20 protein-coding genes are annotated in these 24,178 nt (G+C 64.8%); 14 read left to right on the top strand and 6 right to left on the bottom strand.

What is annotated here, in order from left to right; translation table 11 throughout:
* The first annotated feature begins 32 nt into the window (after positions 1-32).
* Positions 33-1,058: a calcium/sodium antiporter gene (locus tag ACSMEV_RS19835; RefSeq protein WP_459208388.1), complete on the top strand. Its 1,026-nt coding sequence runs from the start codon at positions 33-35 to the stop codon at positions 1,056-1,058.
* 21 nt (positions 1,059-1,079) lie between these two features.
* Here the strand turns inward: ACSMEV_RS19835 and ACSMEV_RS19840 are convergent, their stop codons facing one another.
* The 4 genes from ACSMEV_RS19840 to ACSMEV_RS19855 form a co-directional block, all read right to left on the bottom strand.
* A complete protein-coding gene (locus ACSMEV_RS19840) occupies positions 1,080-2,441 on the bottom strand; it encodes an amino acid permease (protein WP_459206649.1) in 1,362 nt (453 codons plus the stop codon).
* Positions 2,442-2,495: 54 nt separating this feature from the next.
* A complete protein-coding gene (locus tag ACSMEV_RS19845) occupies positions 2,496-3,437 on the bottom strand; it encodes an AEC family transporter (RefSeq protein ID WP_459206650.1) in 942 nt (313 codons plus the stop codon).
* A gap of 125 nt (positions 3,438-3,562) precedes the next feature.
* Positions 3,563-4,123, bottom strand: a complete 561-nt coding sequence (locus ACSMEV_RS19850; protein WP_459206651.1) for a response regulator transcription factor — start codon at positions 4,121-4,123, stop codon at positions 3,563-3,565.
* On the bottom strand, positions 4,120-5,379 hold the full coding sequence (locus ACSMEV_RS19855) for an ATP-binding protein (protein ID WP_459206652.1): 1,260 nt from the start codon (positions 5,377-5,379) through the stop codon (positions 4,120-4,122). The genes ACSMEV_RS19850 and ACSMEV_RS19855 overlap by 4 nt, the downstream gene beginning before the upstream one ends.
* 200 nt (positions 5,380-5,579) lie before the next feature.
* Between ACSMEV_RS19855 and ACSMEV_RS19860 the strand changes: the two genes are divergently transcribed.
* The 9 genes from ACSMEV_RS19860 (at position 5,580) to ACSMEV_RS19900 (ending at position 17,091) form a co-directional block, all read left to right on the top strand.
* Positions 5,580-6,305: an SIMPL domain-containing protein gene (locus ACSMEV_RS19860; protein WP_459206653.1), complete on the top strand. Its 726-nt coding sequence runs from the start codon at positions 5,580-5,582 to the stop codon at positions 6,303-6,305.
* 324 nt (positions 6,306-6,629) lie between these two features.
* Entirely contained in the window at positions 6,630-8,252 is a 1,623-nt protein-coding gene (locus ACSMEV_RS19865; protein ID WP_459206654.1) for an ABC transporter substrate-binding protein, read from the top strand.
* Positions 8,253-8,315: 63 nt separating this feature from the next.
* Positions 8,316-9,908 (top strand): ABC transporter substrate-binding protein, encoded by a 1,593-nt coding sequence (locus ACSMEV_RS19870; RefSeq protein ID WP_459206655.1) that lies wholly within the window; start codon positions 8,316-8,318, stop codon positions 9,906-9,908.
* A gap of 162 nt (positions 9,909-10,070) precedes the next feature.
* Positions 10,071-11,444: an OprD family porin gene (locus ACSMEV_RS19875; RefSeq protein ID WP_459206656.1), complete on the top strand. Its 1,374-nt coding sequence runs from the start codon at positions 10,071-10,073 to the stop codon at positions 11,442-11,444.
* Positions 11,445-11,510: 66 nt separating this feature from the next.
* Complete coding sequence (locus ACSMEV_RS19880; protein WP_459206657.1) at positions 11,511-13,106, top strand: ABC transporter substrate-binding protein; 1,596 nt, start codon at positions 11,511-11,513, stop codon at positions 13,104-13,106.
* Positions 13,107-13,197: 91 nt separating this feature from the next.
* A complete protein-coding gene (locus ACSMEV_RS19885; protein WP_296263091.1) occupies positions 13,198-14,208 on the top strand; it encodes an ABC transporter permease subunit in 1,011 nt (336 codons plus the stop codon).
* A gap of 9 nt (positions 14,209-14,217) precedes the next feature.
* Entirely contained in the window at positions 14,218-15,144 is a 927-nt protein-coding gene (locus ACSMEV_RS19890) for an ABC transporter permease subunit (protein ID WP_459206658.1), read from the top strand.
* Between the two features lie 10 nt (positions 15,145-15,154).
* On the top strand, positions 15,155-16,123 hold the full coding sequence (locus tag ACSMEV_RS19895) for an ABC transporter ATP-binding protein (RefSeq protein WP_459206659.1): 969 nt from the start codon (positions 15,155-15,157) through the stop codon (positions 16,121-16,123).
* Positions 16,123-17,091, top strand: coding sequence for a peptide ABC transporter ATP-binding protein (locus tag ACSMEV_RS19900; RefSeq protein ID WP_459206660.1), 969 nt, complete (start codon positions 16,123-16,125; stop codon positions 17,089-17,091). The genes ACSMEV_RS19895 and ACSMEV_RS19900 overlap by 1 nt, the downstream gene beginning before the upstream one ends.
* Before the next feature lie 166 nt (positions 17,092-17,257).
* On the opposite strand, the gene ACSMEV_RS19905 is transcribed toward ACSMEV_RS19900, so the two are convergent.
* A complete protein-coding gene (locus ACSMEV_RS19905) occupies positions 17,258-18,166 on the bottom strand; it encodes a hypothetical protein (RefSeq protein WP_459206661.1) in 909 nt (302 codons plus the stop codon).
* A gap of 240 nt (positions 18,167-18,406) precedes the next feature.
* Here ACSMEV_RS19905 and ACSMEV_RS19910 point away from each other — a divergent pair, with 240 nt between their 5' ends.
* The 4 genes from ACSMEV_RS19910 to ACSMEV_RS19925 all read left to right on the top strand — a co-directional run bounded on the left by ACSMEV_RS19910 (position 18,407) and on the right by ACSMEV_RS19925 (position 22,240).
* Complete coding sequence (locus tag ACSMEV_RS19910) at positions 18,407-19,222, top strand: helix-turn-helix domain-containing protein (RefSeq protein ID WP_459206662.1); 816 nt, start codon at positions 18,407-18,409, stop codon at positions 19,220-19,222.
* A 101-nt stretch (positions 19,223-19,323) separates the two neighbouring features.
* On the top strand, positions 19,324-20,730 hold the full coding sequence (locus ACSMEV_RS19915) for an NAD(P)/FAD-dependent oxidoreductase (RefSeq protein ID WP_459206663.1): 1,407 nt from the start codon (positions 19,324-19,326) through the stop codon (positions 20,728-20,730).
* A 32-nt stretch (positions 20,731-20,762) separates the two neighbouring features.
* A complete protein-coding gene (locus ACSMEV_RS19920; protein WP_459206664.1) occupies positions 20,763-21,104 on the top strand; it encodes a cupin domain-containing protein in 342 nt (113 codons plus the stop codon).
* Positions 21,105-21,160: 56 nt separating this feature from the next.
* Complete coding sequence (locus ACSMEV_RS19925; RefSeq protein WP_459206665.1) at positions 21,161-22,240, top strand: polyamine ABC transporter substrate-binding protein; 1,080 nt, start codon at positions 21,161-21,163, stop codon at positions 22,238-22,240.
* A 246-nt stretch (positions 22,241-22,486) separates the two neighbouring features.
* Here ACSMEV_RS19925 and ACSMEV_RS19930 read toward each other — a convergent pair whose 3' ends face one another.
* A complete protein-coding gene (locus ACSMEV_RS19930; protein ID WP_459206666.1) occupies positions 22,487-24,070 on the bottom strand; it encodes a peptide chain release factor 3 in 1,584 nt (527 codons plus the stop codon).
* Positions 24,071-24,178: the final 108 nt, after the last annotated feature.

Raw genomic sequence — 24,178 nt, forward strand, 5'->3', positions numbered from 1 at the left:
TCAGCCTGCTGCAACTGTGCGCAGGCCTGGTCCTGCTGGTGCTGGGCGCCGAACTGCTGGTGCGCGCCGCCCTGCGCCTGGCCTCTCGCCTGCACGTGCGCCCACTCATCATCGGCCTGAGCCTGGTCGCCTTCGGCAGCACCGCCCCGCAACTGACGGTCAGCTTGCAAGCGGCCTACCAGGGCGCGCCCGATGTGGCGGTGGGCAGCGTGATCGGCAGCAACATCTTCAACATCCTGGTGATTCTGGGCCTCACGGCACTGATCATTCCGTTGCGGGTCTCGCGGCAACTGGTGCGGGTCGACCTGCCGTTGATGATCGGCGCCAGCGCGTTGACCTATCTGCTGGCGGCCAACGGCTATCTGGGCCGCCTCGAGGGCAGCCTGCTGTTGCTCGGCCTGGTCGGTTACTTGCTGGTGCTGTGGCGCCAGTCACGCCACTACGCCCGCGCCTACACCGCGCCCTGCACCCTGCATGTGGGGCGCGCGCGCTTCTGGAGCGTGACTTCGCTGCAAGTGGCCGGAGGCCTGCTGCTGCTCAGTTTGGCGGGATATCTGGTGCTTGAAGCAGCGATCGAACTGGCGACCGACCTAGGTCTCTCGGAACGAGTAATCGGGCTGACCGTGGTCGCCGTCTGCACCTCCCTGCCGGAGCTGGCCGCTGCGCTGGTCGCCGCCGTGCGCGGCGAGCGGGAGGTGGCGGTGGGCACGGTGATCGGCAGCAACCTGTTCAACCTGCTGGGCGTGCTGGGGTTGACCGCGCTGGTCACGCCCGAACCGCTGTCGATCTCGCCCAACGCCTTGGCCTTCGACCTGCCGGTGATGCTCGGCGTGGCCGCGCTGAGCCTGCCGGTGTTCTATTCGGGTTACCGCATCACCCGCGCCGAGGGCCTGGTGCTGCTGGGCCTGTACCTGGCCTACGGCCTGCACGTGATGACGTTCACCGTCGGCATGCCGCTGGCCGGGCGCCTGGAGCACCTGATGTTCTTCTATGTATTGCCAGTACTGTGCACGGTCCTGCTCTACACCACCCTGCGCGCTTGGCGCCGCCAGCACTGAACCGGCTGGCGGCCGTGGGCGTCAGGCCTTGGCCTGGCGCAACTTCTTCAGTTTGAAGGCCACCCACAGCACCGCGATCCAGGCCGGAATCAGCAGCACCGAAATGCGGATCGGCGGCGTCAGGTACATCACAACCAGAATCACCACGATGAAGGCCAGGCACAGGTAATTGGTGAACGGGTGCCCCAGGCTGCGGTAGAACGGCGTCTGCCTCTGGGCCAGCTTGGCCTTGCGGAACTTGAGGTGGGTGATGCTGATGCTCGCCCAGTTGATCACCAGCGCCGACACCGCCAGGGCCATGAGCAGGCCGAAGGCTTCACCGGGCATGAGGTAGTTGATCACCACGCACAGGCCGGTCGCCAGCGCCGACATGCCCAGCGCCACCAGCGGCACGCCGCGCTTGTTGAGCTTGAGCAGCGGTCGCGGGGCGTCGCCTTGGCTGGCCAGGCCAAACAGCATGCGGCTGTTGGCGTAGACGCAGCTGTTGTAGACCGACAGCGCCGCTGTCAACACCACCACGTTGAGCACCGTGGCCACCAGGTCGCTGTCCAGTTCGTGGAAGATCATCACGAACGGGCTGCCGCCCTGCACCACCTTCTGCCATGGGTACAGCGCCAGCAGTACCGCCAGGGCGCCGATGTAGAAGATCAGGATGCGGTACACCACCTGGTTGGTGGCCTTGGGGATGCTCACCCGCGGGTTGTCGGCCTCGGCGGCGGTGATGCCCACCAGTTCCAGGCCGCCGAAGGAGAACATGATCACCGCCAGGGCCATGACCAGCCCGGTCACGCCATTGGGGAAGAAGCCGCCGTGCTGCCAGAGGTTGGCGACGCTGGCTTCAGGGCCGCCGTTGCCGGTGCCGAGCAACCACACGCCGAAACCGATCATGCTGACGATGGCCGCCACCTTGACCAGAGAGAACCAGAACTCCATCTCGCCATAGACCTTCACCTGGGTCAGGTTGATGGCGTTGATCAGTACGAAGAAGATCGCCGCCGTGGCCCATGTGGGGAAGTCCGGCCACCAGTATTTGACGTAGATGCCCACGGCGGTCAGCTCGGCCATGCCCACCAGCACGTACACCACCCAGTAGTTCCAGCCCGATACGAAGCCTGCGAATTCGCTCCAGTAGCGGTGCGCGAAGTGGCTGAAGCTGCCGGCGACCGGTTCTTCCACCACCATTTCACCGAGTTGGCGCATGATCAGGAACGCCATCAGGCCGGCGATGGCATAACCCAGCAGCACCGACGGGCCGGCCAGCTGGATGGTCTGGGCGATGCCCAGGAACAGGCCGGTGCCGATCGCCCCGCCCAGGGCGATCAGCTGGATATGGCGGTTCTTCAACCCGCGCTGCAGCGGATCGGGCGTGTTCTGCTCGTGCATGAGGTGTCCTTTGGCTCAGAAGGCAGTGGCGGGAAGGTAGACGGCAGGGAGCATCTAGATCCATCCGCCCCACTGCAAGACGAAAATGCCGATGTTGGTGGTGATCGCCGCCATCAGCGTGGTGATGACGATGATCGAGGCCGCCAGTTCGTGGTTGCCATTGGCCGCGCGGACCATGACGTAGCTGGCCGCCGCCGTGGGGCTGGCCACATATAGGAAGAGAATGCCCAGATCGGCGCCGCGAAAGCCGCACAGCCAGGCGCCGAGGGTGCCGAACAGCGGCAGCCAGACCATCTTCATCAGGCTGGCGTGCATGGCCAGCCGGCCACTGTCACGCAGCGCCGCCAACGACAGGGTGCCGCCGATGCAGATCAACGCCAGGGGCAGGCTCATCTGTGCCAGGTAATCGCCGGAGGTCAGCAGCCAGTTGGGCAACGGCACCTGGGCATAGGCCATGGGCGTGGCGATGACCACGCTGAGGATCAGCGGGTTGCGCGCCAGGCTCTTGCACAGGCTCCAGGGGTCGGACTTGAGGTCGGGGCTGTACACGGCCAGCACCACCGCCGACAGGCTGTTGTAGAACAGGATTACCACCCCGGCCAACACCGCGCCCAGCGACACCCCGACATCACCGTACAGGCTGGCCGCCAGGGCAAGACCGATGACACCGTTGTTACCGCGAAACGCGCCCTGGGTGTAGACGCCGCGCTCGTGCGGCGGGCAGCGCCAGATCGCCACCCCCCAGCACAAGGCGAAGCCCAGCACCGTGGCCACCACGAAGTAGCCGATCAGGCCGGGGCGAAAGGCCGACGACAGGTCGGCGTGGTAGATGCCGAGGAACAGCAACGCCGGCATGCACACGTTGAACACCAGGTTGGAGGCCACCCGGTTGAAATTGTCGTCGATGACGTGGATGCGTTTGAGCAGCACACCGAGGAACAGCATGGCGAATACGGGCGCCGTGACGTTCAGGGTCTGGATCAGCAGGGCGAGCATGTACGGGGGTGTCCTGGGCGGTGCGGTCAGGGCGTCGATGATACGCCAGTGCTCAGGGCTTGAGGTTTTTTACCCGTGAGAAAAGGCAGTTTCCTACGAAACTGCCCTGATCGAACGACTGGTACTCAGCGCCGTACGGGACGCTTCTGCAACTTGCGCTGCAAGGTGCGACGGTGCATGCCCAAGGCGCGGGCAGTGGCGGAAATGTTGCCCTCGTGCTCGCCCAGCACGCGCTGGATGTGCTCCCACTGCAAACGGTCGACCGACATCGGGTTGTCCGGCACCAACGTGTCGAGGTTGGCGTGTTCGGACAGCAGCGCCGCCAGCACGTCGTCGGCGTCGGCCGGTTTGCACAGGTAGTTGCAGGCGCCGCGCTTGATCGCCTCCACGGCGGTGGCGATGCTGGAGTAGCCGGTCAGCAGCACCACGCGCATGTCCGGGTCCAGCTCCAACAGCTTGGGCAGCAGCACCAGGCCCGAGTCGCCTTCCATCTTCAGGTCGAGGGTGGCGTAGTCGGGCAGGTCGCGCTTGGCCAACTCATAGCCTTCTTCGGCCGAGGCCGCGGTGCTGACGCGGAACCCCCGGCGGCTCATGGCGCGGGCCATGACACGGGTGAAGGTGGCGTCGTCGTCCACCAGCAGCAGGTGGGGCAGTTCTTCGCCTTCGACCTGGATTTCTTCGCTCATCGTTGTTCTCCTGGCGCGCCGTAGGGCAGGCGCAATTCGGTCAGGGTGCCGCCCTGGTCATGGCTGTAGAGTTTCACCGAGCCGCCGGCACGGGTCACGCTGGCCTTGCTCAGGAACAGGCCGAGGCCGAAGCCTTTGCCCTTGGTGGTGATGAAAGGCTTGCCGATGGCTTCGGCAATGGCCGGTGGCACGCCCGGGCCATGATCGCGGATGCTGATCAGAATGTCCTGCTCGTTCCAATCCAGTTGCACTTCGAGGTTGTCCGGGCAAGCATCGGCGGCGTTGTTCAGCAGGTTCAGCAGGGCCTGGGTCAGATCGGGCGGTGGCGACAGGCGCGGCACGTCGCCGTCGTGCAGCCGCTGGAAACGATAGCTGGTTTCCGGGCGCATCAGGTGCCAGCGGTTCAGCGCCTCGTCCAGCCAGGCGGTGACGTCCTGCTCGACGATGGCCATGCGCCGGTTGGCCTCGGCCGCGCGCACCAGTTGCTGCAGGCTGTGCTTGCACGACTGCACCTGGTCCTGCAGCACGATCAAGTCTTCCTGCAACTGCGGGTCGGTGTGGTCCTGGCGCATCTCGTTGAGCAGCACGCTCATGGTCGCCAGTGGCGTGCCCAGCTCGTGGGCGGCGCCGGCGGCCTGGGTGGCGACGGCCAGCAGCTGTTCGTCGCGCAGGCTGTCTTCGCGGCGCTCGGCGCGCAGCTGCTCGGCGTTGCGCAGCTCCTCGGCCATGCGCGCGGCGAAGAAAGTGATCACCGCCGCGGCCAGGGCGATGCTCAGCCACATGCCGTAGACCTGCATGGTGTCGCGCGCCATGGGCATGCTTTCCAGCGGGTAGAACTGCACCAGCAGCAGGCTGTAGGCGGCCAGGGCGATCCCGGAGAGCACCAGCGAGTAGATCCACGGCAAGGTCACCGCGGCGATGGCTAGCGGTACCAGGTAATACGACACGAAGGGGTTGGTCGAACCGCCCGAGTAGTACAGCAGCGCGCTGTGGATCAACAGGTCGCAGGCCAGTTGCAGCGCGTATTCGAGCTCGGTGACCGGCAGCGACAGGCGCAAGCGCAAGGCGGTGAAGGCGCAGAGGAGCGACGACAACGCGAGCGTTATGGCCAGCGACAGCCAGGGCAGCGGCAGCAGTTCGGTCCAGTAGGCGACGCCCACCGAGCCGGCCTGGGCGGCGAGCACCAGCACGCGGATGACGGTCAGGCGCCAGAGGTTCAGGCGGGTGGCGGACAACGGAGGTGGGGCGGCGAGCATGCGCTCTCCTGATGGTGACAGCGGAAAAACCCACGAAGTATACCCAAGCGGCCTTCTTCGCTGAAGCGATGCGGCAAAGCGCCACACTTTGACACAAGGCCAATGGAGTGTCTTTGAACCGCATTCGCCACGCCCGGTCTGATGGCCATGCGGGAAACAGTACCACCCGCCTCGATGCCTTCACCGCCAAGGAGCTTCATATGACCATTCCCCGTCGCAGTGCCGCCGTACTCATCGCCTCCGGCCTGCTCGCCAGCCTGCCGGCGCTGGCCGCCGACGAGCCGCGTTACAACCAGGTTTCGCTGCGCGCCGAAGTGAGCAAGGAAGTGGCCCGCGACCTGATGGTCGTCACCCTCTACACCGAAGCCCAGGACAACGACCCCGGCAAGCTCGCCAAGCAAGTCACCGATGTGATGAACAAGGCCGTGCAGCAGGCACGCACCGTCCAGGACGTGAAGATCAGCCAAGGCAGCCGCAACAGCTACCCGGTCTACGACAACAAAGGCCAGAAGATCAACGGCTGGCGTGAACGCGCCGAACTGCGCCTGGAAAGCGCCGACTTCCCGGCCTTGTCCAAGCTCACCGGCGAGCTGCTGCAAGACCTCAAGATGGGCGGCATGGACTTCTCCATCGCCCCGGCCACACGCAAGACCAGCGAAGACGCCCTGCTCAAGGAAGCGGTCGATGCCTTCAAAGCCCGCGCGCAACTGGCTACCGAAGCCCTGGGCGGCTCGGGCTACAAAGTGGTCAACCTCAACCTCAACAGCAGCGGTTACCCACGCCCTTACCTGCGCAGCGCGCCGATGGCGATGAAGGCCATGAGCACCGATGAAGCGGCGCCGTCGCCGGACGTCGAGGCGGGCACCAGCGAAGTGAGCATGAATGCCGACGGCATGATCGAGATTCAGATGCCACAAGGGCAGTGACGACAGGGAACGGAGGCGCGCAAGGCGCCTCCGTTCAGTCTCCAAAGTAAGTATTCCTTCATGCTTTTGGGCAACTTCCTACATCAAACTACTATCTTTCTGATTAACTGAAAAATCACGAAAAACGTCGATCAAGCATTTAACGCTCGATCAAATCGCGACAAGTCGCTGTAACTTACATCGATGCGACATCGATGTACGTTCGTTCTACTTTTTCGCCGTCATTGCCCTTCCGAGCGTTGCAATGACCCCTACCCTGGACAAGTATCCCTGGGTCGGCTCACGAGGCCATCTCACTCGAAAAAGTACAAGAATGAGGCCAACATGCTCAAAACCGCAGTTCTCCCTCTTCTGGTCGGAGCAGGCTTTCTGCTCGGCAGCATGCACGCCCACGCCGCGTCCAACCTGGTGTTCTGCTCCGAAGGCAGCCCCGCCGGATTCGACCCTGGCCAATACACCACCGGCACCGATTTCGATGCCTCGGCCGAAACCCTGTTCAACCGCCTGACCCAGTTCGAGCGCGGCGGCACCGAGGTGATTCCCGGCCTGGCCGAGCGCTGGGAGGTGTCCGAAGACGGCAAGGCCTATACCTTCCACCTGCGCCAAAACGTCAAGTTCCACACCACCGACTACTTCAAGCCTAGCCGCGCCTTCGATGCCGACGACGTGCTGTTCACCTTCAACCGCATGCTCGACCGCAACCACCCGTTCCGCAAAGCCTACCCGTCCGAGTTCCCGTACTTCACCGACATGGGCATGGACAAGAACATCGCCAGCATCGAGAAAATCGACTCGCACACCGTGCGCTTCACGCTGAATCAGGTCGATGCCGCATTCATCCAGAACCTGGCCATGAGCTTCGCCTCGGTGCAGTCGGCCGAATACGCCGATCAACTACTGAAAAAGGGCAAGCCCGCCGAGATCAACCAGAAGCCCATCGGCACCGGCCCGTTCGTGTTCGGCAAATACCAGAAAGACGCGCTGATCCGCTTCAAGGGCAACAAGGACTACTGGAAACCCGAAGACGTGAAGATCGACAACCTGATCTTCGCCATCGCCACCGACCCTTCGGTGCGCATGCAGAAGCTACGCAAGAACGAATGCCAGGTCACCCTCTTCCCACGCCCGGCCGACATCGCCGAGCTGAAGAAGGACCCTAACCTGCAAATGCCCGAGCAGGCCGGCTACAACCTGGGCTACATCGCCTACAACGTCATGGACAAGATCAAGGGCAGCGACCAGCCCAACCCCATGGCCCAGCTCAAGGTGCGCCAGGCGCTGGACATGGCGGTGAACAAGGGGCAGATCATCGAGTCCGTGTACCAGGGTGCCGGGCAACTGGCGGTCAACGCCATGCCGCCGACGCAGTGGTCGTACGACACCAGCATCAAGGACGTGCCCTACGATCCGGAAAAGGCCAAGGCCCTGCTCAAGGAAGCCGGCATCAAGGAAGGCACCGAAATCACCCTCTGGGCTATGCCCGTGCAACGCCCCTACAACCCCAACGCCAAGCTGATGGCCGAGATGCTGCAGGCCGACTGGGCCAAGATCGGCATCAAGGCCAAGATCGTCAGCTACGAATGGGGCGAGTACATCAAGCGCTCCAAGGGCGGCGAGAACGGCGCCATGCTGATCGGCTGGAGCGGCGACAACGGCGACCCGGACAACTGGCTCGGCACCCTGTTCGGCTGCGATGCGCTGGAGGGCAACAACTTCTCCAAGTGGTGCTACAAGCCCTATGACGACCTGATCAAGCAGGCCAAAGCCACCACCGACCACGAGCGGCGCAGCGAGCTGTACAAGCAGGCGCAGCGCATCATCAAGGAACAGGTGCCGATGACGCCGATCGCCCACTCCACCGTGTACCAACCGATGCGCAAGAACGTCGAAGGCTTCAAGATCAGCCCGTTCTCGCTCAACTCGTTCTATGGCGTCAGCGTGAAATAACCCGCGCCCTCCAGTCGAACCGCATGCCCAAGGAAGGGCCACGCACCGCTACAAGGAGTTGCCATGCGTATCCCCTTCCTGCTCTGCGCCCTGCTCGGCGCGGGGTTGCTGAGCCACACCTCCACCACCCTGGCCAAGAGCCTGGTGTTCTGCGCCGAAGCCAGCCCGGCAGGGTTCGACATCGCGCAGTACACCAGCGCCACCGACAGTGACGCCAGCACGCCGATCTACAACCGCCTGGTCGAATTCGAACGCGGCGGCACGGCCGTGCACCCGGCCCTGGCAACGGCCTGGCAGGTGTCCGAAGACGGCCTGCGCTACACCTTCCAATTGCGCGAAGGGGTCAAGGTGCACAGCAACAAGGCCTTCACCCCCAGCCGCGACTTCAACGCCGACGACGTGCTGTTCACCTTCCAGCGCATGCTCGACCGCCAGCACCCCTTCCGCCTGGCCTACCCCGCCGAATTCCCCTACTTCGTCAGCATGGGTTTCGACAAGAACCTGCTCAAAGTGGAAAAGCACGGCCCGTTGAGCGTGACCTTCCACTTGGCCCAAGTCGATGCCGCGTTCATCCAGAACCTGGCCATGGCCTTCGCCTCGATCCTCTCCGCCGAATACGCCGAGCACCTGCTGGCCGAGGGGCGCCCCAGCGACATCAACCAGCAGCCGATCGGCACCGGGCCGTTCGTCTTCCAGCGCTACCAGAAGGACGCGCAGATCCGCTACCGCGCCAACCCCGCCTACTGGGCGCCGGACGAGGTCAAGGTCGACACCCTGGTGTTCTCCATCAATACCGACCCCTCGGTGCGGGTGCAGAAGCTGCGCCGCAACGAATGCCAGGTCACCCTCAACCCGCGCCCCGCCGACCTGCCCGCGCTCAAGGCCGACCCGGCCATCGAGGTCTTGCAGCAGGCCGGCTTCAACCTCGGCTACATCGCCTACAACACCCACCGCGCGCCCTTCGACCGGTTGGTGGTGCGCCAGGCCCTGGACATGGCGGTGAACAAGCGCGCGATCATCGACGCGGTGTATCAGGAAGCCGGGCAGATCGCGGTCAACGCCATGCCGCCGACCCAATGGTCGTATGACGCCAGCATCACCGACGCCCCCTTCGACCCAGAAAAAGCCAAAGCCCTGCTCAAGCAGGCCGGGGTCACGGAAGGCACCGAGATCACCCTCTGGGCCATGCCCGTGCAGCGCCCCTACAACCCCAATGCCAAGCTCATGGCGCAGATGCTGCAGGCCGACTGGGAAAAACTGGGCTTGAAGGTGCGCATCGTCAGCTACGAATGGGGCGAATACCTCAAGCGCCTCAAGCAAGGCGAACACGACATCGCCCTGGTCGGCTGGACCGGTGACAACGGCGATCCCGACAACTGGCTCGGCACCCTCTTCGGCTGCGCCGCCATCGGCAGTAACAATTATGCGCGGTGGTGCGACCGGCCCTACGACGCTCTGGTGACCCAAGCCAAGCGCATCACCGACCCGGCCGAGCGCAGCGTGCTCTATCAACAGGCGCAGCAGCGGCTCAAGCAGCAGGTGCCGATCACACCAGTGGCGCACTCGACGGTGAGCCAGCCGCTGCGCGCCACGGTGAGCGGTTTCAAGGTCAGCCCGTTCGGCCGTAACACCTTCTCCGGCGTCAGCACCGAATAACCCTATCCGTATGCCCGGGAGCGCTTCTGCACTTCCGTGGCCGCGTGCGCCCGGCATTTGCCTGCGGCCCAACACCCGATCGAGCGACATGCAGCGCCAACACCCCTATGCGACACCCCTACCCGCGCCAACGCGGGCCATAACTAGAAAGGAGCATGCACCATGAAAACACCCTACCTTGCCGCGGCTTTGGCCCTGGGCAGTTTCAGCGAAGCGGCCCTGGCCGAAGCGGTCAGTCAGGCGTTCATCCCCCTGCAACGCGCGGCCTCCGCGCAGGAGCAGGCACCCGGCTTCGTCGAAGGGCAAAGCCTGTCCGGCACCACGCGCAACTGGTATGCCCGCGAAACCGCCGCGCGCGGGCCGCTATGGCGCTACTACAAGGCCGACGGCACCCGCCACGACAGCCACAGCCGGGAAAACTGGCTGCAAGGTACCATCCTCAACTACAGCTCGGGCTTCACCCAGGGCACGCTGGGTTTCGCGGTCGAGGCCGCCGGCTACAACGCCGTGGCCCTGCTGCAGGACCGCGAAAAAGTGGCCGGCCCCAACAACCGCACTCTGACCCACAGCGACGGCGACGTGATCGCGCAATGGAGCAAGCTGGGCCTGGGCAATCTCAAGGCGCGCCTCTCCAATACCATCCTCACCGTCGGCCGGCACACGGTCGATACGCCGGTGATGGCCTACATCGGCAACCGCGCCCTGCCGTCGAGCTTCCAGGGCGCCAGCCTGCACAGCGCCGAGTTCGACACCCTGAGCTTCGATGCCGGCACCTTCGACCGCGTCTCGCCGCGTACCGAACAGAGCCTGAGCAAGTTCCGCAGCGAGTACGGCGCCACCGGTGTGGAGACCGACCGGGTGAGCATGTTCGGCTTCACCTACCAGCCGCTGGCAAGCCTCACCACCAGCCTGTACGCCTCCAAGGTCGACGACTTCTGGCACCAGTACTACTTCGGCGCGGTGCACGAACTGGGCGACAGCGACACGCTGAGCCTGTCGACCGGACTCAATTACTACAAGACCCGCGACACCGGCCAGCGCAAACTCGGCGAAATCGACAACGACACCTACAGCCTGTCCTTGGCCCTCACCCACCAGGCGCACACCGTCCAGGTGGCCTGGCAGCAGGTCAACGGCAACGAGTATTTCGATTACCTGCACGAAACCAACGGCATCTTCTTGGCCAACTCGCTGCTGTCGGACTTCAACGGCCCCAACGAGAAATCCCTGCAGCTCTCGTACGTGCTGAACATGGCGCCCTTCGGCGTACCAGGGCTCAAGTTCAACGTGTACAACGCGCGCGGCTGGGGCATCGACGGCACCCATTACCGCGGCACCGGGTACGACGTGGCCGGGTTGCAAGGCGAAACCCACTACGAATACGGCATCGGCACCAGCTATGCGATCCAGAGCGGCCCGTTGAAGGACACGGCGATCCGCGCCACCTACACCACCCACCGCGCCAGCAAGAACCAGGGCGATGGCAGCCTGAACGAGTTCCGGGTGGTCACCACCGTACCGTTCAACATCCTTTGACACGCACTGCCATGGCGCCTTGCCGCGCCATGGCAACTATCCTGCAACGATCGCTCAGGAGATCGCATGAAAACGCCCGCACTCACCGCCGCCTTGCTGTCGCTGTGCCTGGGCCTGGCCGGCCAGGCGCTGGCCAAGCCCCTGGTGGTCTGCACCGAAGCGAGCCCCGAGGGCTTCGACGTGGCGCAGTACACCACCGCCGTGACCTTCGATGCCGCCGCCCAGACCCTGTTCAACCGCCTGGTCGACTTCGTGCCCGGCAGCACCGAACTGCAACCTTCGCTGGCCGAACGCTGGACGGTCAGCGACGACGGCCTGGTCTACACCTTCCACCTGCGCCGCGGGGTGCAGTTCCATCGCACCGCCTACTTCACGCCCACCCGGGAATTCAACGCCGACGACGTGCTGTGGAGCTTCCAGCGCCAGCTCGATCCCAAACACCCCTGGCACGACAAGGCCAGCGTGGGCTTCCCCTACTTCGAGAGCATGGCTTTCAGCCAGTTGATCCGCTCGGTGGAAAAGACCGATCCCTACACCGTGGTCTTCACCCTCAAGCGTCGCGAGGCGCCATTCCTGCACGACCTGGCCATGGGCTTCACTTCGATCTACTCCGCCGAATACGCCGACCAACTGCTGGCCGCGGGCAAGACCGCTGAACTCAACAGCAAGCCGGTCGGCACCGGCCCGTTCGTGTTCCAGCGCTACCGCAAGGACGCGCAGATCCGCTATACCGCGCACCCGGACTACTTCCTCGGCGCGCCGCCGGCCGACACCCTGGTGTTCGTCATTACCCCCGACAACAACGTGCGCCTGCAAAAGCTGCGCGCCAACGAGTGCCAGGTGGCGCTGTACCCCAAGCCCGACGACGTACCGAGCATCGAGGCCGACCCGCAGCTGAAGGTGGCCTCGATCGAAACCCTGGTCACCAGCTACATCGCCCTCAACACCCAGCACCCTTTCCTCAAGGACGCGCGCGTGCGCAAGGCCATCAACCTGGCCTTCGACCGGCGCACCCACGTCGAACAACTGTTCGGCCCCGGCAACGCGCTGGAGGCGACCAACCCCTTCCCGCCCACGGTGCTGGGCTTCGACGGCGACCTGCGCAACCCGCCCTACGACCCCGAGCAGGCCCGCGCCCTGTTGCAGGAAGCCGGCGTGCCGACCGGCACGGTGCTGACCCTGTTCACCCGCAACGGCGGCGGCCCGAGCAACCCCAACCCGCGCCTGTCGGCCGAAATGCTGCAAGCGGACTTGGCCAAAGTCGGCCTGGTGGTCGACATCCGCGTGATGGAGTGGGCCGAGATGTTGCGTCGCGGCAAACGCGGCGAACACGACCTGCTGGCCAGCGGTTGGGCGGGCGACAACGGCGACCCGGACAACTTCCTCACCCCCCTGCTGGGCTGCGAAGGGGCCAAGAGCGGCGAGAACTACGCCCGCTGGTGCGACCCGCGCTTCCAGACGCTGATCGACCAGGCGCGGGAAATCATCGAACCTGCGGCGCGCGGCAAACTCTATGAGCAAGCGCTGAGGGTGTACGATGAGGCCTGGCCGTGGTTGAACATCGCCCACCCAAGGGTGTTCACCGCCATGCGCCAAAACGTCGAAGGCTTTCAACCCAGCCCGCTGACCAACAACAACTTCGCCACCACCCAGGTGAAGTAGTTCAGAACAACGATCGCCGGCACCGACAGGCAGCCGGCGGCACCTGCCGTGCCGGCTGACCGTCGCATGGCCTGAAGAGGTACCGACATCCATGTTGAGTTTCATTGCCCGCCGCCTGGGCCTGCTGATCCCGACCTTCTTCGGCATCACCCTGCTGACCTTCGCCCTCATCCGCCTGATCCCCGGCGATCCGGTCGAGGTGATGATGGGCGAGCGTCGGGTCGACCCCGAGATGCACGCTCAGGCCATGGAGCGCCTGGGCCTGAACAAGCCACTGCCGGCGCAGTACCTGGACTACATCGGCAAGCTCGCCCATGGCGACCTGGGCGAATCGCTGCGCAGCCGCGAAAGCGTGTGGAGCGAATTCACCACCCTGTTCCCCGCTACCCTGGAACTGGCCGGCGCCGCCTTGCTCTTCGCCGGGGTCGTCGGTCTGCTGGCCGGGGTGATCGCCGCGCTCAAACGCGGGTCGCTGTTCGACCATGGGGTGATGGGCATTTCGCTGGCCGGCTATTCCATGCCGATCTTCTGGTGGGGCCTGGTGCTGATCATGTTCTTCTCGGTCAGCCTGGGCTGGACACCGGTGTCGGGGCGCAACGACGTGCTGTTCGACGTGGAGCCGGTGACCGGCTTCATGCTCATCGACACCCTGCTCAGCGGCGAGGAAGGCGCGTTCAAGGATGCGGTGATGCACCTGATCCTGCCGGCCATCGTACTGGGCACCATTCCCCTGGCGGTGATCGCGCGCATGACCCGTTCCTCGATGCTCGAAGTGCTGCGCGAAGACTACATCCGCACCGCCCGCGCCAAGGGCCTGTCGCCAGCGCGGGTGGTGTTCATCCATGGCCTGCGCAACGCGCTGATTCCAGTACTGACGGTGTTCGGCCTGCAAGTCGGCGCCTTGCTGGCCGGCGCCGTGCTGACCGAAAGCATCTTTTCCTGGCCGGGCATCGGCAAGTGGCTGATCGAGGCCATCGGCGCGCGGGACTACCCGGTGGTGCAGAACGGCATTCTGCTGATCGCCTGCCTGGTGATCCTGGTCAACTTCGTCGTGGACATCCTCTACGGCCTGGTCAACCCCCGCATCCGCCATCAGCGCTGAGGACTCGCCATGACCACGCCTACGCTCAAATCCATGGTCGCCGCCCAGCCGGTGGACCAAAGCCTGCTCTACCCCTCCCCCTACAAGGAATTCTGGCACGCCTTCTCGCGCAACAAAGGTGCAGTGGCCGGGCTGTTCTTCATGTGCCTGGTGGTGTTCTGCGCCCTGTTCGCCCCCTGGGTGGCGCCGCACAACCCCAGCGAGCAGTACCGCGATTTTCTCCTCACCCCGCCGGTGTGGCTCGACGGCGGCACCTGGCGCTTCGTGTTCGGCACCGACGAGCTGGGCCGCGACCTGCTCTCGCGGCTGATCCAGGGCGCGCGCCTGTCGCTGCTGATCGGCCTGTCGTCGGTGGTGCTGTCGCTGATTCCGGGCATCCTCATGGGCCTGTTGGCCGGCTTCTTCCCGCGCATCCTGGGCCCGGCGATCATGCGCCTGATGGACGTGATGCTGGCCCTGCCGTCGCTGCTGCTGGCGGTGGCCATCGTCGCCATCCTCGGCCCTGGGCTGATCAACACGGTGATCGCCATCGCCATCGTCTCCTTGCCCTCCTACGTGCGCCTGACCCGCGCGGCGGTGATGAGCGAGCTGAACCGCGACTACGTCACTGCCGCACGCCTGGCCGGTGCCGGCCTGCCGCGACTGATGTTCGTCACTGTGTTGCCCAACTGCATGGCACCGCTGATCGTGCAGGCCACCCTAAGTTTCTCTTCGGCGATCCTCGACGCTGCTGCGCTGGGCTTCCTCGGCCTGGGCGTGCAACCGCCGACGCCCGAGTGGGGCACCATGCTGGCCTCGGCCCGCGACTACATCGAACGCGCCTGGTGGGTGGTGAGCCTGCCCGGGCTGACCATCCTGCTCAGCGTGCTGGCAATCAACCTGATGGGCGACGGCCTGCGCGATGCGCTGGACCCGAAACTCAAGAACGCCGCCTGAGGAGAACGCCATGTCCCTGTTGACGATCGACAACCTGAACGTGCGCTTCGGCGACGCCAATGCAGTACCCGTAGTCGACGGCCTCGACCTGTCGGTGGAGGCCGGCGAGATCCTGGCCATCGTCGGCGAGTCGGGCTCGGGCAAGTCGGTGACCATGATGGCGCTGATGGGCCTGATCGATGCGCCCGGGCGCATCACCGCCGACACCCTGAATTTCAATGGCAGCGACATGCTGACTCTAAGCCGCCGGCAACGGCGCAAGGTGGTCGGCAAAGACATCGCGATGATCTTCCAGGACCCGATGACCGCGCTCAACCCGAGCTACACGGTGGGTTACCAGATCGAAGAGGTGCTGCGCCAGCACCTGGGTCTGAAGGGCCGTGCGGCACGCCAGCGCGCCCTGGAGCTGCTGCGCAAGGTCGAGATTCCCGCCCCCGAGAGCCGTCTGGACGCCTACCCGCACCAACTGTCGGGCGGCATGAGCCAGCGTGTGGCGATCGCCATGGCCATCGCCGGCGAGCCGCGCCTGCTGATCGCCGACGAGCCGACCACCGCGCTCGACGTGACCATCCAGGCGCAGATCATGGAACTGCTGGTGGCCTTGCAGAAGGAGCAGGACATGGCGCTGATCCTCATCACCCACGACCTGGCCGTGGTCGCCGAAACCGCGCGCCGGGTGTGCGTGATGTACGCCGGCCAGGCCGTGGAGCTGGGCCAGGTGCCGACCCTCTTCGACCTGCCGGCCCACCCCTACAGCGAAGCGTTGCTGGCGGCGATCCCTGAGCACAGCCTGGGCGCCGAGCGCCTGGCCACCCTGCCCGGCATCGTGCCCGGCCGCTACGACCGGCCCCAGGGCTGCCTGCTGTCGCCGCGCTGCCCCTACGTGCAGGACGACTGCCGCCAACAGCGCCCACCCCTCGAGCCCAAGGCGCATAGCCTGGCGCGTTGCTTGCACCCATTGAACCAGGAGGTGGCGTGATGGCCGTCGTTCTCACCGCTCGCGACCTGACCCGTCACTACAGCGTGTCCCGTGGCCTGTTCAAGGGCACGGCCGTGGTCCAGGCGCTCAATGGCGTTTCCTTCGAACTCGAGGCCGGCAAGACCCTGGCCGTGGTGGGCGAATCCGGCTGCGGCAAGTCCACCCTGGCCCGCGCCCTGACGCTGATCGAAGAGCCCAGCGCCGGCTCCCTGCAGATCGACGGCGTGGAAGTGGCCGGCGCCGGCAAGGCCGAACGCAAGCAATTGCGCCGCGACGTGCAGATGGTGTTCCAGAGCCCCTATGCCTCGCTCAATCCGCGACAGAAGATCGGCGACCAATTGGCCGAACCGCTGCTGATCAACACGTCCCTGAGCAAGGCCGAGCGCCGCGCACGGGTGCAGGCGATGATGGAGCAGGTGGGCCTGCGCCCCGAGCACTACCAGCGCTACCCGCACATGTTTTCGGGCGGCCAGCGCCAGCGCATCGCCCTGGCCCGGGCGATGATGCTGCAACCCAAGGTGTTGGTGGCCGACGAGCCGACCTCGGCGCTCGACGTGTCGATCCAGGCCCAGGTGCTGAACCTGTTCATGGACTTGCAGCAAAAATTCGACACCGCCTACGTCTTCATCTCGCACAACCTGGCCGTGGTGCGCCATGTGGCCGACGACGTCCTGGTGATGTACCTCGGCAAACCGGTGGAGATCGGGCCGAAGACCGACCTCTACGACAAGCCGCTGCATCCTTACACCCAGGCGCTATTGTCAGCCACTCCGACCATCCACCCCGACCCGGCCAAGCCCAAGCTGCGCATCAGCGGCGAACTGCCCAATCCCTTGAACCCGCCCAGCGGCTGCACCTTCCACAAGCGCTGCCCCTATGCCACCGAACGCTGCGTCAACGAAGTGCCTCTGCTGCGCCCGGTGCATACCCGGCAGGTGGCTTGCCACTACGCCGAGCAGTTCCTCTGACGCTTGAAACGTCGACATGAAAAAGGGGCCGCGATTGCGGCCCCTTCTTCGTTCGACGTTCTTCGACTCAGTGCACGAAGATGGCGATCAGAATGATGATTGGAATTGGGATCCCGAGGAACCAAAGCAGCAATGAACGCATGGTGAATCTCCTTGATGAGTCGTCTTAACGAACGGTACGGGTAGTGGCGTAGGTGTCTTCGACGTAGACCACGCGGTCACGGCGACGGCCACCGAAGAGGGCGGCGAGGCTGGCGAAGAAGGCGCCGCACAGCAGGGCGACGAAGGTCCACAGCGCGGTCCATGCAGCGACCTTGGTCGCGGTGTCGGCAGCTTGTTGGGCCTCGACCTTGGCTTGTTGCACTTGAGCCAGGACCTGGTCCACACGGGCTTCGGCTTCAGGCTGGGTCAGACGGGTACGCTGGGCAACCAGTTGCGCGAGGTAGGTGCGGTCGGCCGGCTCCAGGCTGCCGCCTTGGGCGATGCCGCGGGCCAGAATGCGAGTGGCGACGCCGTTGGCGGCATCTTCGCTCACGCTTACAGGTGCATCGCTACGGAACAGACCGTCGACGAAGTAGCCCATAGGGTCGGCATTGCTCGACGAACCATCGGCGGTGGCGGCAGCGGCGGCGCCTGCACCGGCTACTACGCTGGCACCGGCTTTGGCGCCTGCACCGATCACGTTACCGGCAGCGCTGACGATCAGCACGCCGGCGACCAGCACCGAAACGGCCCACGACAGGAAACCATGCGCGGTGTCACGGAAATACACTTCGTCGCCGTGCAGGTTGGCCCACTTCACCCGTAGACGACCGGCGAGGTAACCGCCTGCGCCCGAGGCGATGATCTGCGTCACCAGCAACCATACGATGGTCGAGATACCCAACGCTTGTGCGCTGGCGCCTTCGTTTTCCCAAGGCGAGGTCGCGGCGAAACCTAAACCGGTTCCCAGTACGACAAGGATGAGTGACAGGGACGCTGCGGCGGCAGCACCGGCGAAGATAGCGGCCCAGGATACGCCCGAACGGTTCGGGGCCTCGGAGACAGCGGTTGGCAGATCGGCAGTGGTTATCATGACTCGGCGCCTTATGAAGGTGAGCAAAACTTTTGTGGGGCTTGCATAGGGGGACAGTGCAGCCCGCGTGCCAGATATGACTAAAAATGACTTTCAATTAAATCAACGACTTACGAAAAATTCCTTTCTTAGAATCGTGCGAAACGCCCGAAGCCATTCAAATGGAGTGGGCGTATTGCAGGGTCGCTGCGGCAACTGGACGCATGCTGGCGCATCAGGCTTGTCGGCGATGACGCAGCGATGCACTATCGCGCCATGACCGCCCCTCTTCTTCGCGATGGCCCCGAGCAAACGCCGCTGACGGCGGACGTGGTCATGCGCTATCACCTGAGCTGGAAACACCGCGACCTAGACGCTGTGATGGCGCTCTATCACCCGCAGGTGCGCTACCACGACTACTTTCAGAACCGTGTGCTCGACTACGTGCAATTGCGCGACTACGTGAAGGTCTGCCTGCCTCACCACGCCGGGGAAGACATCGTGCACAACGACCGGATTCGCGTGGACGGCTGCAAGGCGTTCATCCAGTACGAGGTGACGGTGCATGGGGGCGAGGGGCTGGTCACTTTCCAGTCCAGCGAGGTCATCACCGTCAGCGACGGGCTGATCTGCCAGGTGAACGAATACGCGACCCTGGTGCGCGAGACGGTCGCCAGCCGCGGCGACCGGCAGGCCCGCCCGGCCACTAGCCGCCTGGGGCTGTCGCCGCGTCAGTTGAGCACCATGGCCCAGGACCTGGAACAATACTTCCAGCGCCGCCGCCCCTACCTGGATCCCGAATTGGACCTGCAACGGGTGGCCAGCGAAAGCGGCTACAGCCGCAACCAGATTTCCTACCTGCTCAACCAGGTGTTGGGGCAGAGCTTCTACCGCTACGTCAACCAGGCGCGCTTGCAGCATCTGCTCGGGCAACTGGAGGCGGGTTCGAGCGGCGCGCGCGTCGACGAGTTGGCCTTCGCTGCGGGGTTCAACTCGCTCTCGGCCTTCTACAAATGCTTCCGCGAGCGCACCGGGCTTTCGCCCAAGGCCTACCTAGACCAGAAACGTCCCGTATAGACCCCACCCCGCTTTTCTCTGCGTGCACGCACGCAAGACATCGCCCACATCGCCCGACTAGCATCCTCTCCACACCTGCAACGGCAGTAGGAGGGGTAGCGATGCAAGCCTGGCGCACGATCAGCCTGTGGATGGACCAGCTCGACGAGCCGCTCGACCCACGCCCGTCCCTGCAACACGACCTGGACGTCGACGTGTGCATTATCGGCGCCGGCTACACCGGCCTGTGGACCGCCTACTATCTCAAGCGCCAGGCCCCGCACCTGCGCATCGCCATCCTCGAAGCCAACACCGCAGGCTTCGGCGCTTCGGGCCGCAACGGCGGCTGGCTGATGGGCAACCTGCTGGGCGAAGACCGCATGCTCGCCACGCTTTCGGCCCAGCAACGCCGCGCCAGCGTCGACCTGCTGCACGGCATCCCCGACGAAGTGCAGCGCGTGCTGCAGCGCGAAGGCATCGACTGCGACTACCGCAAGGCCGGGGTGATCTACTGCGCCGCCCGCTACCCCGAGCAGGAACGCCACCTGCGCGCCTACCTCGACGACCTGTACCGCCAGGGCATGAACGAGGACGACTACCGCTGGCTCAAGCCCGAGCAACTGGCCGGGCAACTGCGTGCCAGCAATGCCTATGGCGCGATTTTCAGCCCCCATGTGGCGACGATCCACCCCGCCAAACTGGTCCGCGGGCTGGCGCGGGTAGTCGAAAGCTTGGGCGTCGCGATCTACGAAAACACTTCCGCGCAAGACTGGCATACCGGCGAAGTGCTGACCGCCCAAGCCCGCGTGCGCTGCCAATGGGTGGTGCCGGCCGTCGAAGGCTATGCCGCCAGCCTGCCGCCGCTTGGGCGTTACCAGCTGCCGGTGCAGAGCCTGCTGGTGGCGACCGAGCCGCTGCCTCCCTCGGCCTGGGAGCGGATCGGTCTGGGCCAGGGCCAGGCGTTCAGCGAGGGCAGCCGTCAGGTGACCTACGGCCAGCGCACGCTCGACGACCGTCTGGTGTTCGGCGCCCGCGGCGGCTACCGCTTCGGCGGCCGTCTGCGCGAGGACTTCACCCTGAGCGAAGCCGAAGTCGAGCTGCGCCGCTACCTGTTCGGCGAACTGTTCCCGCACTTGAAGCACGTGCGCATCAGCCACTCCTGGGGCGGCAACCTGGGCATGGCCCGGCGTTTCCGGCCGCACATGCTGTGCGACCGCCAACGTGGCCTGGCCCTGGCCGGCGGCTACGGTGGCGAGGGGGTGGGCGCCAGCAACCTGGGCGGCCGCACCCTGGCCGCGCTGATCCTCGGCCAACACAACGCACTCACCGCCCAGCCCTGGGTGCACGACAACCGCCCCCTGTCGAGCCTGGCCGGTTGGCCACCTGAGCCGTGCCGCTGGCTGGGCTACAACGCGATCATCCGCAGTTTCGTGCACGAGGACCGCGTGCTCGCCGATCCGGCCAGCCCAGCCTGGCGTCGCCGCTTCGCCACGGGCCTGGCAGGGTTCATGGAAGGCTTCATGCACTGAGTTGCGCCCACCTTCACAGGAGACCCACCGCCATGCACATCACCCAGTTCAAACACACCGACAGCACCGTGCTGGACACCTCCAGCCCAGTCGCCGTACCGCTCGGCGAGCCTGTGGCCGTCACCTCGGTCACCTGCGTGGAACGCAGCGACGGGGTGGAAACCGGCATCTGGGAATGCACCCCAGGGCGCTGGCGGCGGCAGATCGTGCAGCAGGAGTTCTGCCATTTCATCAAGGGCCGCTGCACCTTCACACCCGATGGCGGCGAGCCCCTGCTGATCGAAGCCGGAGACGCCCTGATGCTACCGGCCAACAGCACCGGCACCTGGGACATCCAGGAGACCGTGCGCAAAACCTATGTATTGATTTTCTGATCCGCTGATCGCCTGCCGTTCTTCGACAACAACAGACCAAGCAAGGTAAACCGGACATGCGCACACTCCTCCTCGCCCCCCTGATGCTGACCGCAGGCCTGGCCAACGCCGCCGACTCGGTGAAGATCTACAACTGGTCGAGCTACATCGCGCCCGACACGTTGCAGAACTTCCAGAAAGCCACCGGCATCGTGCCGACCTACGACGTCTACGACAGCAACGAAACCCTCGACGGCAAGCTGATGACCGGCCACTCCGGCTACGACGTGGTGTTTCCGTCCAACCACTTCATGGCCCGGCAGATCCAGGGTGGGGCCTTGAAGCGCCTGGACAAGGCGCAGTTGCCGAATTGGCAGAACCTCGACCCGCGCCTGCTCAAGGTGCTGGAGGTGAACGACCCGGGTAACCAGTACGGCTTCCCTTACCTGTGGGGCAGCACCGGCATCGGCTACAACGTCGACAAGGTCAAGGCGGTGCTGGGCGAGGACGCGCCGCTCGATTCCTGGGACCTGATCTTCAAGCCCGAGTACCTGAGCAAGCTGAAAAGCTGCGGCGTGGCGATGCTGGACAATGGCCCGGAACTGCTGCCGATCGCTCTCAATTACCTGGGCTTGCCGCACCACAGCCAGAAGCCCGAGGACTACGAGAAAGCCAAGGCGCTGTTGATGAAGGCGCGGCCGTACATCAGCTATTTCCATTCGTCCAAATACACCGGCGACCTGGCCAACGGCGACGTGTGCGTGGTGGTGGGCTTCTCGGGCGACGTTCTGCAGGCGAAGAACCGCGCCGAAGAGGCGAAGAACGGGGTCAAGGTGGGCTATTCGATTCCCAAGGAAGGCGCGCCGCTGTGGTTCGACATGGTCGCCATGCCGGCCGATGCGCCGAACGAGAAGGCGGCCTACGCCTACATGAACTACCTGCTGCAACCCGACGTGATGGCCAACATCAGCGACTCGGTGCAGTACGCCAACGGCAACCTCAAGGCCAATGCCCTGGTGCAACCGGCGTTGACCCAGAACACCATGATTTACCCGAGCGACGCGGTGATGGGCAAGCTGTTCGCCCTGGAATCGATGCCGGCGAAGATCGACCGCATCCGCACGCGGATCTGGACCAGCATCAAGGCGGGGAACTAACCACACAGAAACGACCAGCGCCCTGTAGGCGCGGCCGGCTCGGCGCCTCGACAAACCGCGACGGCTGCCATACCCCCTGTGGGAGCGGCCGGTCCGGCGCTCCGGTCAGCCGCGATGGGCGGCAACGCCGCCCCATTCCAGATCGTATCGTTGTTTCTGATGAACCGCGGTGGCTGGACTGGGCCTGCGTTGCAGGCCATCGCGACTGAAGTCGCTCCCACAGAAAGAAGTCGCTCCTACAGGCGATCAATGGTGCTCGCGGGTGGCGCGGAATTTCACGTCCGGCCAGCGCTCTTCCATCAGCGCCAGGTTGACCCGGGTCGGAGCCAGATAGGTCAGGTGGCCGCCGCCGTCGATGGCCAGGTTTTCGAAGGCCTTGGTCTGGAAGTCTTCGAGCTTCTTCTTGTCGTCGCAGCTGATCCAGCGGGCCGACCACACGGTGATCGGCTCGTAGGCGCACTCGACCTTGTATTCCTCCTTCAGACGGCTGGCGACCACATCGAACTGCAGCACGCCGACCGCGCCGAGGATGATGTCGTTGCTGCGCTCGGGGAAGAACACCTGGGTCGCGCCCTCTTCGGCCAGCTGTTGCAGGCCCTGGCGCAGTTGCTTGGACTTGAGCGGGTCTTTCAGCCGCACGCGGCGGAACAGTTCCGGGGCGAAGTGCGGAATGCCGGTGAAGCCCAGCACCTCGCCTTCGCTGAAGGTGTCGCCGATCTGGATGGTGCCGTGGTTGTGCAGGCCGATGATGTCGCCGGCATAGGCCTCGTCGAGCTGTTCACGCTCGGAGGAGAAGAACGTCAGCGCATCGCCCACGCGCAGGTCTTTGCCCAGGCGCACGTGGCGCATCTTCATGCCCTTCTCGTAACGGCCCGAGCAGATGCGCATGAAAGCGATGCGGTCGCGGTGCTTGGGGTCCATGTTCGCCTGGATCTTGAACACGAAGCCGGTGAACTTCTCTTCCACAGGCTCGACGGTGCGCTCGTTGGCTACCCGGCCCAGTGGCCGTGGCGCCCAGTCCACCACCGCATCGAGCACGTGGTCGACGCCGAAGTTGCCCAATGCGGTACCGAAGAACACCGGGGTCAGCTGACCGTTGATGAACTCGTCCTGGTCGAACTCGTGGCAGGCGCCCTGCACCAGCTCCAACTGCTCGACGAAGCTGTCGTACTGGTCGCCCAGGTGCGCGCGGGCCTCGTCGGAGTCGAGCTTTTCGATGATCTTGGTTTCGGTGCGCTCGTGGCCGTGCCCTGGGGTGTAGACGATGATGTAGTCGCCGGTCAGGTGGTACACGCCCTTGAAGTCGCGATAGCAGCCGATCGGCCAGGTGATCGGCGCGGCCTTGATCTTGAGCACCGCCTCGATCTCGTCGAGCAGCTCGATGGGGTCGCGGATGTCGCGGTCGAGCTTGTTGATGAAGCTCACGATCGGCGTGTCGCGCAGGCGGCAGACGTCCATCAGGGCGATGGTCCGTGGCTCGACCCCCTTACCGCCGTCGAGCACCATCAGCGCGGAGTCGACCGCGGTCAGGGTGCGGTAGGTGTCTTCGGAGAAGTCTTCGTGGCCGGGGGTGTCGAGCAGGTTGATCATCTGCTCGCGGTAGGGGAACTGCATCACCGAAGTGGTGATGGAGATACCGCGCTGCTTCTCCATTTCCATCCAGTCGGAGGTGGCGTGGCGGTCGGACTTGCGCGACTTCACGGTACCGGCGACGGCAATGGCCTTGCCCATCAGCAGCAGCTTCTCAGTGATGGTGGTCTTACCGGCGTCGGGGTGGGAAATGATGGCGAAAGTGCGGCGCTTCGCGACTTCGGCGGCCTGTTGGGTCATGGGAAATCGCCTGACTGGGTCTTCGAAAAAGGGGCGGTATGATACCCGATCCTGCCGCTAGACCAAAGCTGTGGCAGCGGCCGGCCCGTGCCACCTCGCAACGCCCAG

The organism is Pseudomonas sp. MLB6B (genome assembly GCF_054508135.1).